Here is a 15,355-nt window from a genome sequence, read left to right as displayed (position 1 = left end):
TTGGTCCAAGGATTCTGCACGACGTAAGTATATAAATTCGGTCCGTCGACAAAGCCGAGGGGGTCGCGGGTGATGAAAGTGCCGGTTTCGAGGTCGCGGTAGCGGAAGCCCTCGTTAAGCAGGCCAGTGGGGTCTTCGTCCTTGGTGTTGCCTTGTTGACGGTCGGGATTGGTTCCCCACTCCTGCGAGGATGGAGTATCGCCATGACGGCTGAAGGCTTCGTAAGCCGCCTGATAGATGATTGCCCCGGCATCATCCATCTTGGCCACCACGTCCCCTCGGCTATTGTAGTGGTTGAAGCTTGCGTCATTAAGCACACCGCCTGAATCCAAGTCGCGAATTGTGTACAAAATGCCGCCAATGCCGCCGCCGTAGTCAGAACCGCGGACATAGTCGACGATGAGATCATCCGAGGCAGGCGTGAATCCTGATGCAGCTCCGTCTTCCTGCCATTCCTGTATGCTGGTTCCGCCACTAAACACTACGTAGACCGCCTCACCGCCGGCGCTGGACTCGTCCCTCAACACACGTCTAGTCCGGTAGTCGTAGGCGTAAGCGTAGGTATCTGTCCCATCGCCAAGGCCGATCAAGCGGTTTTCATGATCGTAAACATAATTGGTGGTTACCCCGCTTTCCACCCGGGTTGCTCGATTACCTGCATCGTCATAAGTGTAATTTACCAACTTTGCAGAAATGGAATCCGAATATGCGGTTATCTGGTTGAGATTGTTGACGGTATTTGTTGAATCCTCCACTGTCGTTACAGCCGAACCGTCATCCAGCTCAACCTCCTTTCCAACGCGGTTGTTGGCGTCATCGTAACCATAGGTTGTCGTAACCGTCTCAGTGCCGGACACAATGGCCTCAACTTTTAAGCGATTCGCGCCGTCATAAGTGTTGGTGATTACCCGATCCTCAAGCTTGGAATCAACACTTGGATAGGTCTCGGTAATTTTCGCCAGATTGCCGAACAAGTCGTATTCCTGTTCGTACTGATAAAGCGGTAATGCCGTTGGCGTGTCAGATCCTACTGGTCCAGTAATCGCATCTGTCCGATTAAGCGTATCGTATGTCTTCTTAATCAGATCCTCATTTGCCTGCAGTTTTTCGCGTATATTTCCCGCCAAGTCATAGCCGTATTCTGAGATGCGCTCACCACTGTCCCATGTCTCATTATTATTATCATCCTCATAGATGGTGAGAGTCAGGTTCGATGCATTGTATGTGCTGCGAAGCCGCTTCTGCACACCACTCTGGCCGTCGCCATACTTAGCCAAAACACGGTTGCCCGCGTCATCGTAACCATACACGTGGTTAATGCCAGCAGAAGTCTCACTTGTAATCCGATAGAGGTCATCGTAGACATAGGCAACATTTGCGAGGGCATTGCTTTCAGTTACAGTCAGAATGTTGCCTACTTTGTCGTAGGAGTAAGATCGGGAACCACCGCCGTTGCTGTAGGTAACCGTAGAAAGCCGATGTCGATCATCATAATCGTACTCCGTCGTGCGGCCCATTTCATCCGTGCGGAGGGTCAGGTTAATGGCATTATAATCCATTGATTTTGATGAGCCATCCGGGTGGTAGGTCGTTGTATTGCGGTTAAGACCATCATATACGAAACGTGTCCGTTGGTCCTCGCCATCTTCGACCATAGTGCGGTTACCCACTTTATCATAACCATATTCGACAACAATGGCAGCCCCGTCCGTCGTCGACTCAAGGCGGTTCATTTCATCCCAGGAATTGGTGACATCCGTGCGAATAAGCGTATCCCCATAACCGGAACTTTGCGTGAACAAGTTGCCATTTTTATCATAGCTAATGAACGTAGTCGGAGAAACCGACCCATGGCTCGTAGTGTCAACCACAGGGCTAACTATTTTGATTGGCCGATTTACCTCATCATAGTAAGTTATATTGACATATCCTCGTGGATCCGTAACCGAGGTGATGTTTCCGATGTTATCGTAACCAGTAATTGTAGTCGGCCTGCCACTCGCAATCGATCCATTTTCAGCGATATAACTATCAATCGGCTGGTATTCATGAGTCTGGCGATCCATTGCATCGAAGGTATAATCCCAGTCCTTATCATTAGGATTTGTCATTACGGCGACATTGCCATTCGCATCATATTCGTACTCAGTTTCGACGTTGCCAGGCTGAATAACTTTAACCGGACGGCCTGCCGCGTCATACTGTGTGTAGACTTCATTGCCCTCCTCATCTCTAACATAATAGGGCACGCCTGTTGAATATGATGTGGAAGTATAATCGCCATTCTGAAATGTCGTCTTAGTCACACGATCCAATCCGTCATATTGGTAAGACGTTTCCTTCAGTAATGGATCAATTATTTTTGTTACATTGCCGACTTTATCATAAAACTTCTGAGTAACTGCGTATACGTCATCCTTATATTCAACCGATTCAAGCGTTGGGCGATATAGTTTATCGTAGGTAATTGTCGTTTCATATCCACGAGGATCAATCGTGCTGGTCGGCTTGAATGAGTCAGTATCAAACAAGGAAGCCCCTGGGTTGTCCCCGTCATAGAAGTAGCTCGTTACCGGCGTTACAACGCTGGAGGAATTAGCAACTGGATCGAAAACAGTAATATCGGGATCAGTCTTCGATATCAACCGGTTCAGGGCATCATACCCAAACTCAGTAACATTAGTTTCTGGGTCAGTAACTGAAGTTCGCGCATTGAGCGCATTATAGCCGAATTCGGTTATCAGATTTCCGGTGCTAACATCCCGAGTTTCCTTAACCAATCGATTAAGGCCATCATACTCATAGTGCGTGACATGGCCATTGGCGTCCGTGAATTTGGTTCGATTACTGCGGAAGTCATATTCGTAACTCTCTGAACCAAAACCAGTAGGGTATATAATGTCAGTCAAACGATTCAGGTCATCATATACATAAGTAGTAACGTATGTACGCGGATTTTTTACTTCAATTCGATTTCCATTCAAATCGTATTTAAAGAAAGTGGTATCACCATCAATTGTTATGGATTTAACATAACCAGGAGGGCCATCAGAATCGCTAGATCCATACAATCCATAAGTCGTCGTCTTTGTTGGTGCATAGGCATTTAGGGATTCAACTGTTTCAGACACGACGACGCCTCTGTATGTGGTATCATACGTAAAAATTGTGCGCTGAATAAGGGAATCATCTGCATTGTAAATTTCCTCCTTAGTGCGCCTTCCAAGCCCATCAACCGGCGTGCTGACCTTGCGTCCTTCTTCATCGATCATCTCAGTCATGATGAAGTAGGCCCCATATGAATATTCGCGCACCTCTTCCTTCGCATTTGTTTGCGATGTTGGTTCTGGATTAAATGTCGCTAAATTAACCGCGTCTCCATTCGCATCCCTCGAGGGAACACCGAAGCCAGCTGATAATTGATCGGTGTAGTCAAAAGTCGTAGTATTGCCACTATAGTCTGTTACAGAAACCGGAGCCAGCGAAAGATTCGGATCATATACAACAGTCTCTGTTTTGGTATCAGGATACTCAATCTCCATGGTGTCATAAACAAACAAAGTGGGGGGGGCCTGAATGGTGTTCAAATCATGGATATCAATATTGGACTCAAGCACTGGATATATCGCTGGATTCTGGAAGCGATAAATCCGCTCATTCTCTCTAGCATCAGTAACCGTTGTTACTCTCGGAGTCGATTCATCAACATTCGGTAAGTCCCAACCGGTAAACGTTTGAGTGATTTGGTACCGCCATTTGATCTCTCCAGTCTGTGAGAACAGAACTGTATTCGCAGTTTCCGGCAAAGTGATGCTGGCAACCTGCGTAGGGTGTCCAATCGTTTGGTAATAGCCTTCAAAAAAGCTGTCACTAGATGCTGAATGTTCGAATGCCCAAAGCGAACTGTTGAATTGGTAGGTGAAACCATACTCCTTGTCATTACCGTCAGTAATTTTCCTCAACGTAAAGTGGTAGGCATGGTTTTCAAATGGTTGGCATCCCATACCAAGAACAGGACGCCACGTCAGCAGGAACTGTCGAAACGCCTGCATTGAGGCCGGTGAAACTTGTGGGACATTCTCTTCACGAAACACATCATAACTGTATTCCGCCTCTACCCCTTCAGGCTTTGTAACCTTCGTAAGCGCAGTGAATGAATCATTCGGGGCGATACTTGCATCAGCAACCCCGTCTTCATCATAATCGTAAAGCACTGAGCCATAAGTGTAATTTATTGTATTGTCCATTGGGTCCTTGACCCATTCGATTCGCGGTTGTTCACCAGAGTCATCGATCTCAATCTGTATTCGATTAGTGATCGAATTATCCCGCCGAATTTCATTGGGAATCAAAGTGGCATTACTAACATCGTAGTAATAGTTCAGCGCATTTCCATAGCGATCCGTCACAGACTTTAAGCGGTAGTACTGGATGCTTTGCCGTGTAACCGACGACACCGTACAATCATTAGGACTGTAATTATACCTTACTCCATGATCAAAACTGTACAAATCAGGATCAAGATCAGGCGCGATATGGGAGTAGCTTGACAATTCATAAATTAATACTGTCCCAAATTTTTTCGTAAACTTCAGCGATTCATCCGGAAGCATTTCAAGTGTGCTCTGCAATGTATCAATGTCGCTTGTGTCATTTGGAAAAGGCGTAAAAACAGGGCTGTTTTGATACACCATACTCAACGCAATTTTTGTTGTCCAAAACTGATTTCCGGTAGGATTCCAATCGGTGTCAATCGGCAACCCTTGAACAAAACGATGAGCAGCGCCGTTTTCGTCCGTTACATAGACATAGCGTTCGAAATAATACGAACTCTGTGAGACAGTCGAAGTTAGCTCTATTTTGACATTTGCCGCAAGGTTGCTGCTCCAGCCTGGACCAAAAGGACGATCAGGCTGAGTATAAGGCGTCAGCATTGAGGCCTCCGGATCGCGCCAAACGTCTCCAGTGTAATTACGCCGCACCGAAAGCGCCAAGTCACTTCCGGGAATAGGAACATAGATATCGGTCACGCTATGATTAAGCGACAGAGACAACGCATCAACATACGTCTCCTCGCGCACATAATCTGTCTCTCCTTCATTCTGCGGTTTCTCATCCGAAAGTGGTGCGCCATTCAATGCAATCTTCCGGTATTTTGAACCGATCATCTCCTGAGGTGGTGATGCCGTAATCGAAAAGGAAAATGGCGGTTGATTGTTATTGGAGCCATCAACACGGACACCAAAAAACGAGGCAATTGCAACTGCCACCATCAGCACTGAAAATTGGCGCGTACGCCCGGAATATAAAAAGCCAATCATGTGTTTTACCATTGTCCTCTTTTCGAAAGTCTGTTCTGCGCAGTCGCCGCCGCTGAAGCGATAAAATCAGTCGGAGAACCCGTTGCTTTTTGCACAATACTTCTGGCAGATTTGCTGCCATGGAGCCCTAAAACGCCTAAAGAAGAAACCCGAAGAAGGTCACTGGGCAAGATGTCGAATTCTTGCCCAAGCCACCCAGCAAATTCTTCTGGGCGCAATGAACCATATACTTGTATGGCCGTTATCCGGCTTGCCAGCGGTGTTTCGGAATTAATCGTCATTATCCGTGAGCATTTCACAATTTCAGCCTCAGAAAAGACCGCAGGATAACGCTGAGACAATCGCATGAGGCCAAGAATAGCGGTTCCTCCAATAGTTCCTTCCGGCTTGTTAGTAGCATTTAAGAGAAGTTCGCTAATCATCATCTTTCCTTCAGGATTTACCCGATCATAATTAGCTATCATGTGCTGAATTGCGTAATCTCGCAGCAATGAGTTTTGCGAAGAATTACGGTAAATGCTGGCCAAGGTTGGTGCTAATTGCTCAGGAAGATGCTCCTGTGACCCTAAGGCGTTAAGAGCTTCATTCTTCAAGGCTATTAATTGAGGTGCCCCAATTAAGGACAATGAATCGGTCTTCTCCACAAAAAGCAATAGTCGCTCAACGTCTCCACAACTAAGCGAATCCGGCAGCAACGCAGCTAGCCTATATCTTTCTCCATACGTTAAGCGACTCGAATCACTAACAATTATATCAACCGTATAAAAATCCTTTCGCACTGGATATTCAGGCGGCATAATAATCGACTCTGATGCATGAGGCACTGCTGTCAAACTACTGCAAGCAAGTGCTAACACCGTTACTGTTAACCTTTTCCAAAAGCATATGTAATGTGAGCCAGTCATGCGAATACTCCTCTAATAATGCCCAAGCGACACTCCATTCTGGAACAACTCGAATGTATGACAGGTCGCAGGATTCGAGCCTGACGGCACAAGAAACAGAACCTTAACCTGTCCATATTCGTCAAAGTCATCGGCAGTAAGAACCATCGTAGTTGAACCATCGATGAACAACGCCCCACCTACTTGAATTTCCATCACCATCACGATATCCTCAGGTAATGGATCCAGAACAAATCCATACTCAATCAGTTGGCTTCCATCATCAAAAATCTCCGCAACGCGGTAGGACGTATTCGGAAACAGTGCAACATCTACGGTTTCAACGGATACCACATCCAACACAGGTCCATCTTCATTGATACGTGCGAGTATACGCGCATGTCCGATAACTAATGGAGTAATCAAAAAATGCAGATCGTTCGTTTCGTCCTCTTGCAACCTAATAGAGTCATCCGATTCGAAGACAATCTGATCATTGCTAACGGATGGATTCCAAGCTCGAGTTCGATTCAGATAACCAACGACGCGAAGGCCAAGATCAGTAGCCAGAACATTGACCTGAATCTCATTTGAGGTGATTTCATTGCCATTACCATTATTTCCATTCCCATTTCCGTTTCCGTGCTGGTATTGAACTGTGATCGAATAATCGCCAGGGACATCAAAAACATGCATGGCTAGCTCGGAAGAAGTAATGTCGTAATGGGCGACCGTTTCACTGCCCATAACCACATCAATAGTAACCGGATGATTCCCAGTACTATTATTAAGGAATGCGGACAGCAGCATAGAATCACTTTGCCGTATTGTCATATCCTCAGCCACAAGAAGGTTAAGCGGCAACCATTCCACATCTTTTTGGTATGTTTTGGCTGCGCCAGCATCAGAAACCGAAATTGTCGTTATCGCTCCTGGATCAAGTTCAACGTCTTGAAACCAACGACCAGCAAGCCCCTGCTGAGCGATTATTGGCTCGGACATGAGATCAGTGCTGATGCTAACCCAAGTTGGATAGCGACTTTGGCCCTCCAAACATACCGGAGAGACATATGTCGTAATCAGATCATCATCGAATGATGATAAAGTATAAGAGCGAGTTTGCTCCCAATCAGCAACACCATTGGCATCACCATCAATACCTAGAGGTTGATCAACTTGGAGACTCATGAACTCAAGAGCCACCCCTGTCTTTGCATTATGCCAACTCACTGTCACCACATGCTCACCAGCCTTCAGATACGGCAGGTAAAAATAAATCTCGCCTACAGAATTAAGCTCACGAGTCATCAATCCACGGCCAACTGACAGTCCATCTACGAGAACTTCGAGATCAAACGCCCATGTCCAAGGCGTTGAAGCTAAGTTTTTGCCTTCCAGCTTAAGCCGATAAAAACCGTCCTCATCCAAAGTAATGAGATACGCAAGATCTCCATTTAGGCCTTCAGAAATTAAACTGCTGCCTTGAACTAGCCAATCACCTCGAGCAGGAGTCAATTCCGCCCCTTGAACATTGGCTATCGAGTTAAACTCGCCCGTAAACTCAGCAACTAAAGGATTCGTCAAGGTGTGGAAAATTTCGTCGTAATCCGATACTCCATCACCATCGCTGTCTGGATTATCAATCAGCGTACCGTACAATTGCAGTTCATCATCATCATACAAGCCATCCTGATCCTGATCGATAATCAGTTCCGTCAGCTCAACTTCTGCATAGATAGAAGCATTGCTCTCAGAAAACAGAGTCAGCCCGACTTCTAGGTCCTCACTCATAACCGCAACTTGTGCTCCAACAAAATACCAGTTCTCGGAATCGTTTGATAGGTAGCTTTCGAAAATGCGATCATGCCGCACCAACTTAATCCAAACATTGGGATAGGTTTTCTTATCCCAGTATTGCCGAATCTCGCTAGGCAAAAGACCTATAGTGGATCTCACGGAATTATAAAAATATGTCCCAACAGGAGCAAGCGTGGCCCCATATCGGGCATTCGCATTGGTTGATTCACGCCCCATTAAACCCACAAATCCATGATTCCCATCCTCATTATGGATTTGGTGAATTCTCATCGTGAGACTGAAATCACCACGTAAAGACTTGTGAAAAAAGTTCAATTCGTCGCTAAGGCCCAATGCCCCGCTTCCCGATCCTCGTATAAAATAGTGGCCGTCAGTCCCCAAATAGGCGGCCCCAGATCTGACATCACCAATCGATGAGATTGTCCAGTCTGACACGGGAAGAAAAGGTGCATCCAGATTTGGCGTCGTCGGGTCTAAATCAAACATATTCACCTCATCCCAGTCAGCCAAACCATCTGAGTCCGTATCAGCACTTGTCGGATTCAGCGCCATTCCCCATTCCACTGAATTAGACAATCCGTCCTGATCAAAATCTCCACGAGCGCCTTCAAGTGCGTTAGTCTGGCCGTTATCCTGCGGATCAAGGCCGTTAGCAATTTCCCAATCATCTGGCAGATTATCATCATCGAGATCATTGTTATCTCTGATCCATGATGTCAGGAAGTCCCCCTTAATTACTTGTATTGGACCATCAGCCAATTGCCAAGCAGCGCCAACATAGTCGTTGCCCGCATTTTCCTTATGCAGAATTTCAATATAATAGGCAACTCCGGCTTCCAAAGGGATTTCCACACTCTGCTGCTCAGGAAACTTATTCCACTTTAGATAGCCGGTAGCACCAGGAACATTGGCAATTAACTGCCGATCAAATTTACTATCCGATGTGGATAGCCAAAGTTCGGCGTGATCATCGCCCATCAGATAGAACGTGTAGCTGCCCGACTCCGCTGGCGTAATGAACCCACGAAAACGGTCACCGTAGTGGTCGCCATAGTTGGGAGATAAGACCAAACTGGAAAACCATTGCCGCTCATCGGGTGAATGTGGATATCGCGAATCATTGAGCAAATGAACTACCTCACGATTGGCGATCTCATTCCAAACTTCTCGAAGTATTTTGCCAACCTGTCCCTCACCATCACGAACACCGTCCAAATCAGAATCAGGCACAGTAGGGTCCGTTCCCAACAAATATTCGTCCAGTGCCCTCAGGATGTCACCATCTGCATTACTAGTAGCATCACCCGCATAGAGTGGGTTGAAGCCATAGACAACTTCCCATCCATCTGGAAGCCCGTCACCATCCGAATCCGCAGTCAGAATTTCCGTGCCCAATTCGGTTTCGGTTGCATTATCTAGGCCGTCTCCATCGTAATCCAAGTCGGATGGTTCTTCAGCGGACATGACGATCTGGTCGATGTAAGCGGGCGCTTCACTACCGGCCTGCTGAATTGCACGAAAACGCTCGAAAGTTGCGCGATTGGGATCCAGAAACGGAAGCGAATCGAAAGCTAGAACTCCGTCCACACAGACTTTCCAAGTCTTCGCGGTGTAGTCGAGATAAACATCGTAACGATGCCACTGCGATGAATCCACCAAAATCTCGCTGATTTGCCATTTACTAGCAGCAACATCATAAGCCGACAGACGTTCATTCCCACTGAGCGCAAACAAAACGGAGCTGGATTCGTCAAGCTCTGAGGGATCCACTAGGCGCGCCGGAACCAACTTGGCGCGGAAGGATACCCAAAACCGATCCATACCCGTTCCATCGAAGTAATGACGAGCCTGAACGTCATGGCCCTCAAGCTGCCCGGCGCCATCAAGCGCCAAAGTTTGCGGCGAGCTAAAACCGCCTTCATCGACACGGGCGCCCGGAGAGGCAATCCAGTAGTGCTGACCGTCAATGACGCCCAATTCATAACCCTCCGGCGTCTCGAAGTCAGTCGACCATCCAGCCGCTTGGCCACTGAACAGATTGGTAAAATACTCCTGCTGCGCTGGCTGATAGTTACCGAGATAAACCTGCAGATCATCAATGCCGTCGCCATCGGTGTCTACCAGCCTGGGATTCGTCTCACCCGCATCCACCAAACCGTTGCCATTACTATCTTCAAACGCATTGGGAAGCCCATCTCCATCATCATCTAGTCCCAGCGGTTCCGAATAGGCGACTGAGACGGCGTCAAGAGCTGCTGATGTTCTGGAAGAAGCTGAGTCGATACGTAACTGGGAAAAGAACGGTGACGAATTGGCAAAGCCGAGATTCTCACGGACGAGCACACCATTAAGCCACAAACTCCAATGCTGTGATTGATAGTCAATACGCGTGGTGAGACGCTGCCATTCTCCCAATTCCACCGGATCGCGATCTAGGGTCAGCCAGATGCCTCCCCCATTGCCTACACCATCATAAACCATCAATTGACCATCATTATTAAAGCAGTAGGCAACCGCTGATTCAGCCGACACCTCAGGAGCTTCAGCAAACGAAGAGGCCTTCAGGTGAAAATCCACCCAAACCGTGCTGTATGACTGCGTCGTGAATGGATTTCTCAGACTAACGCTTTGCCCTGGAGAAACCAGTACTAACGACTGCCCGCCTTCAGCGCTGTCTGAATCGCTAATTCGTAGCGTTGTCGTTTCGCCAGCGTTCCAATTATTTGCCTCCTGAAAAGGACCAACGTCATATGCCTCAAACCCATCATAAAAAGGGGCATTGCTTAAACTATAAGCTTCAGCAATGACTGGATCGCCACCCTGAATCATTTCCATGCCGTCCGCAACGCCGTCTCCATCTGTATCTGGATTGCCAGCGCTAGTCCCAGACAAAAACTCCTCCAAATTAGCCAGCAGATCATGGTCCAAGTCTCCATATCGGTCATCCATACTGACGCTCATACCCTGAGCGATCTCATAGGAGTCCGGAATGCCGTCTAGATCTTGATCCACAAAGAGGGGATTGGATTCGCCCGCATAAAAGAAGTCGAACCAGAGATCGGCGGCTCCATCGGATGACAAACGGAAGGTCGTAAAAGCCAGCAAGTTGGCATCCAGAAAACCAAGGTCGGCAAGCACCATTTGACCGTCTAGATACAAGTCCCAAGATTTCGTAAAATAATTCAGTCGATAAGTAAAACGATGCCAATCAGCGCTCACATCGTCAACCAAGCCATAACGCTCGCTGGTGGTCACCCAGTCGCCATACCCTAGGCCGTCACCATCCATGGCAATGACCTCTCCTTCTCCGTTTACGCGAATAAAACCGGTTTGCGCTGAAGATCCTGTGTAGGGTCCCAGCGGCAAATCCACCAATTCTCCCGCCTGTGGTTTTAAGTAAAAATCGACGAAAACAACCTGACCCGACTGACCAGTAAAGTTCATGCTAAGAGCGTGGTTTCCCCCTTCAGCAGGAAACAGCAGCGATTGCTGAGCAGACGCCGAATCCAAATCAGAAATTTCCGACGCTCCAGATTCTACGCTCCAATCGGAATCACCCGAAAACGCCCCGACCGAGAAGCCCTCACTAGACTCAAAGTCAGTCTCATAGGGCAATATCGTCTGCCCTAGCGCCGTTATCGCCATCACACAGGACATTATGTATCCTGCGAGTCTCATCATCCAAGCTCGCTGCATCGTCGGACCTTTCAATCTGGTTGATAAGGTCCGCTTACTTGCGGTCGGATTTGTTTTTGCGCATCTCGGCCACCACCATCGCAATCGAGGTGATCACAATCAGCGAGCCTACCGAACTCATTTGAATGAGGGTCCCGCCACCGCTTTCATTCGCCAAAGCAAGCGAAGGCATGAGAAAAATAGCGAATAATGTAAGAAGGCTTTTCATAAAGGAAATGGCGGTTAGGTGTACTTATTTATCACCTCACGGAGGAAATTATTGAAATCGATTGATACAACGTGTCCAAATTTCAAAATGGTCAATAAGTTTCTATCACTTAAATCTCAGCCCATCCGTAAGCGCCTGTAATGCAATGAGATTCCGCTAATGTAATCACAGAAAAAGTTTTCCTTATAGACTTTCGCCAATAAAGTTCTAATGATTTCTTACCCTCATCATGAGCTCGAAAATCATTAAATTCATTGCGATCCTCAACATCGTGCTAGTCGGGTATCTCTTCTTTGAACTATATCAGCTGAAAAATCCTCAAACGCCAACCCAGGCCCCACTAAAGCAGAATGGTGAGCTTAGCGAAGCTGAAATCAATCAACTGATCGAAGAGGCTATCAATCCTTCAATTCCCTTAGACAAAAGGATTCAAGCCCTGATCCAACTTCCTTCGAAGCAACTCACCAGTCAGCAACAATCTGCCCTAAATGAAACGTTTTTCCAGAAAGTTCCCGGTGATGACGGCCTCGAGACGCTCAACCTCCGCGAACGCGCTGGAAGCGTTTTGATCGCGTCTGACTACGAGCCTGTGACGTTTGCCGAGCAACTTAGTCAAAATGCTGAAAATGAGACAATCCCTCTCCCCTTGCGCCAGCAGGCGCTGGTCCAATTATTCCTACTAGTAAACGAACAATCTGCGAGAGGCAAATTACCGACACGTCTGTCCGCCATTTTAGATCGCAACATACAGGTTTTATTTAGTAATCGCGCCAGTTCGCTCGCAGGGACTGTAATTGAGGGGCAAAGCTACTTACTCAGTCGCCATCCAGAGGTTGTCCGTTCGACGCAACTACAGGAACGAGTGCTGCGCGGATTACGCGATCTGAGATCTCAGGAATCAGTGCAAATCGCCGCCCTAAATATCGCGGCCAAGCTGGGCGTACTCGAAGCACGTAGCGATGCCGAGGCATTCGCCCAAGGAAATGGCTCCAATGCCGTCAAGTTAGCTGCGCTGGAAGCTGCCACCACCTTGGGCACGGAGCCTGAGTTCTTCCAACAGCTCTCCTACTCCGACAACCAATTAGAACTGGCGCGACTAAAAGCCTTGAAGCAAGCCAGCAGATCTAGGGCTCAAAAAGCGACGGCAGCAGTCCCGGATTAAATTCATAGCTTTCTACCAACATTGTTTCATGGAAAGACCGGTCATCGTGGTGAAAAAAGCTATATTTAAAAGGCAACATGTAGCACCCAACTTCACGGTAATCAGACACCAGCACCTTTACCTGATGCTTAAGACTAGCTGAGGATACTACTTTGATTAGAAAAGTCTCGGAGGAGACGATGATTCGCAGGCGCAATTTCCCAGGCCCATTCAACTCTAGCCAGTAATCCCCATCCAAAAGCTCTCCGGCCTTCATATCGTGCTTACCATAATCCCCGTACAGAGGCAACACACTGCTAACCCGTAATACCCACCAATCGCTTTCCTGACATGAGACTTCATCAGGATGGCTCTGAATATAGGCTCCACGAGAAATGTTCCAAACCAAGTTACCATCACTGACTCGGAGGAACCGTTTATTGCCAGATGTAAGAAGCTCGCGAATTTGCCCGCCACCACGCTGCATTTGAATGTAATTAAGTTCAACTCCATCTCCAGTAATAACCCGCCCTCTCTGCGTAATGGATTTCACTGCCATTATCTCTCCTGAGAGGCTCATCGCTCTTAGGCAGGCTGAAAACAACAATTGAGGATCCAGTTCTCCTGCATCATTGTAAACGGTTAGCGGATCAAAAGTGGGAGTGGTTTCTTCAACAACTTCAACTTCACCAACTGTTTCCTCAAAATCAGTATCTTCAAAAGAATTCACAATGATCACCATTATCGGGAATAAAACAACCTGAGACAAAGCGCCATACAAGGCGAACTTCATCAAAAACCTGTGATCCCACTTACTGACAGATTGCCGCATCATTCAACTATCACATGTTAGTCAGTAAATAGATCGAGTCTTTTCCTCGGACAATCAACCCCTAATGCTTTACCGATAAAACGTAATGCGGCATGGATGCCATCCGCTTGAGCATTTTCCCTTCAAAGCTGATGGCCACTTCGATTAACCTCGACGGTTCCCGGCACCATCGATGATTCTTTAGCATGCGCGTAAAGACAGGCAGTGGGCAAAGCAATCTGTTCGATATTTTGTCTCACGTAGATGGACCGCTTCAGCTTTCTTCGTTTCCTCGGGTTGCGTCCGGGTGATGGCGCTCCGGACCACGCGACGATCTGGTCTTTCAAGGAACGCCTTGGCGCGGACAGCATGCTTGCGGTGTTCGAACTCTTCAACGCAAAGTTACGCGACCTGGGCCTGATTGCCAGTTGCGGCAAGATCATCGACGCCAGCTTCGTTGAGGCTCCCAAGCAGCGTAATCGCCGACAGGAAAACGCGTAGATCAAGCGCGGCGAGGTTCCTGAGCACATCGCCAAAAAGCCGCGACGCCAGTGCCAGAAGGACTTGGACGCTCGTTGGACCAAGAAGGGCGGGCAGAGTTATTATGGCTACAAAAACCACGTGAAGGTCGATGCGGCCAGCAAGTTTATCGAGACTTTCACCGTGACTGACGCCGCCGTGCACGACTCGCAACCGGTCGAAGAACTGTTTGGGTCCCACCTTTCGGTCCATGTTGAATGACTATAATTTGACCGTTTGCTTTTCAGTTATGTGTGTTGTTGTTTTAAGGTTCTGGTGTAGAGAGGGCGTAGCCCGAACGGAGCCAGAGCCTTATGTGATTGATTGTGCGAACTGAGCTGGGCTGAGCAAGCTCAGAGAACGGTGCGGTCTGATGTTGTTATAAAAGTTCATCCATTCCTTAAAGATGAACCGTGCCTCCGAGAGCGTGTAGATGAGTTCCCGGTTGAGGCACTCGGCTCTGAATCTGGAGTTGAAGCTTTCGACGTAGCCGTTCTGCCAGGGGCAACCAGGGTCGATGTAGAGGGTGTCGATCTCGTTCTGCTTGAGCCACCGTTGGATAATCTTCGCAATGAACCCGGAGCCATTATCGCTACGGATGTAGGCGGGAGCACCGTGTTGCTCAATGGCCTGCCTAAGCACACGTAAAACATCCTCGGCCTTGATCTCACGAGCGGCATGGATGACATGGCACTCGCGCGTATGTTCATCGATCAGGTTGAAGACCTTCAGCTTGCCACCGCGTTGGGTCCAGTCCGATACAAAGTCCCAGGCCCAGACGTGATTGCGATGCGTAGCCTGCTGTGGCAGTCCTGTCGACAAACCGCGGCGGGTCTGTCTGGGCTTGGGTGCTGGCACTTGCAAGCCTTCCTCACGGCGCACCCGCTGCACAAACTGCTTGCCAACAGCAAACCCCGCCTTACGCAGCTCCCCTGTGATCTTCTTGTAGCCCATTGT

Annotated in this window: 9 protein-coding genes; 3 read left to right on the top strand and 6 right to left on the bottom strand. The window is 47.9% G+C overall.

Features of this window, described 5'->3' with window-relative positions:
- The 4 genes from IE065_RS17350 to IE065_RS17335 all read right to left on the bottom strand — a co-directional run.
- Positions 1 to 5,321 (bottom strand): RHS repeat domain-containing protein (locus tag IE065_RS17350; RefSeq protein WP_189517472.1); only part of this gene is annotated, 5,321 nt, incomplete at its 3' end.
- 5 nt (positions 5,322 to 5,326) lie between these two features.
- Positions 5,327 to 6,226: a hypothetical protein gene (locus IE065_RS17345; protein WP_189517470.1), complete on the bottom strand. Its 900-nt coding sequence runs from the start codon at positions 6,224 to 6,226 to the stop codon at positions 5,327 to 5,329.
- Positions 6,227 to 6,238: 12 nt separating this feature from the next.
- A complete protein-coding gene (locus IE065_RS17340) occupies positions 6,239 to 11,680 on the bottom strand; it encodes a PA14 domain-containing protein (protein ID WP_194500056.1) in 5,442 nt (1,813 codons plus the stop codon).
- Positions 11,681 to 11,753: 73 nt separating this feature from the next.
- A complete protein-coding gene (locus IE065_RS17335) occupies positions 11,754 to 11,927 on the bottom strand; it encodes a hypothetical protein (RefSeq protein ID WP_189517466.1) in 174 nt (57 codons plus the stop codon).
- 229 nt (positions 11,928 to 12,156) lie between these two features.
- Here IE065_RS17335 and IE065_RS17330 point away from each other — a divergent pair, with 229 nt between their 5' ends.
- The gene (locus IE065_RS17330) at positions 12,157 to 13,089 is read left to right on the top strand and encodes a hypothetical protein (RefSeq protein WP_189517464.1); all 933 of its coding nucleotides are present in this window, start codon (positions 12,157 to 12,159) and stop codon (positions 13,087 to 13,089) included.
- Here IE065_RS17330 and IE065_RS17325 read toward each other — a convergent pair.
- Positions 13,052 to 13,861 (bottom strand): hypothetical protein, encoded by an 810-nt coding sequence (locus IE065_RS17325; protein ID WP_189517462.1) that lies wholly within the window; start codon positions 13,859 to 13,861, stop codon positions 13,052 to 13,054. The genes IE065_RS17330 and IE065_RS17325 overlap by 38 nt on opposite strands.
- Positions 13,862 to 14,143: 282 nt before the next feature.
- Here IE065_RS17325 and IE065_RS17320 point away from each other — a divergent pair, with 282 nt between their 5' ends.
- Together IE065_RS17320 and IE065_RS17315 are read left to right on the top strand one after the other, a co-directional pair.
- Entirely contained in the window at positions 14,144 to 14,380 is a 237-nt protein-coding gene (locus IE065_RS17320; protein ID WP_189517460.1) for a transposase, read from the top strand.
- A complete protein-coding gene (locus IE065_RS17315; RefSeq protein WP_308437526.1) occupies positions 14,381 to 14,620 on the top strand; it encodes a transposase in 240 nt (79 codons plus the stop codon).
- Between the two features lie 90 nt (positions 14,621 to 14,710).
- Here IE065_RS17315 and IE065_RS17310 read toward each other — a convergent pair.
- The coding region (locus tag IE065_RS17310; RefSeq protein ID WP_189517450.1) for an IS3 family transposase at positions 14,711 to 15,355 on the bottom strand (645 nt) is incomplete at its 5' end.

The organism is Cerasicoccus arenae (assembly GCF_014651635.1).
GTDB lineage: Bacteria > Verrucomicrobiota > Verrucomicrobiia > Opitutales > Cerasicoccaceae > Cerasicoccus > Cerasicoccus arenae.
This window is presented reverse-complemented; position numbering and strand designations above follow the sequence as displayed.

Excerpts from the sequence above, each read along its gene's own strand:
- IE065_RS17345 (WP_189517470.1), bottom strand. The coding sequence starts at position 6,226 with ATGACTGGCTCACATTACATATGCTTTTGGAAAAGGTTAACAGTAACG.
- IE065_RS17340 (WP_194500056.1), bottom strand. The coding sequence starts at position 11,680 with ATGTCCTGTGTGATGGCGATAACGGCGCTAGGGCAGACGATATTGCCC.
- IE065_RS17335 (WP_189517466.1), bottom strand. The coding sequence starts at position 11,927 with ATGAAAAGCCTTCTTACATTATTCGCTATTTTTCTCATGCCTTCGCTT.
- IE065_RS17330 (WP_189517464.1), top strand. The coding sequence starts at position 12,157 with ATGAGCTCGAAAATCATTAAATTCATTGCGATCCTCAACATCGTGCTA.
- IE065_RS17325 (WP_189517462.1), bottom strand. The coding sequence starts at position 13,861 with ATGAAGTTCGCCTTGTATGGCGCTTTGTCTCAGGTTGTTTTATTCCCG.
- IE065_RS17320 (WP_189517460.1), top strand. The coding sequence starts at position 14,144 with ATGGACCGCTTCAGCTTTCTTCGTTTCCTCGGGTTGCGTCCGGGTGAT.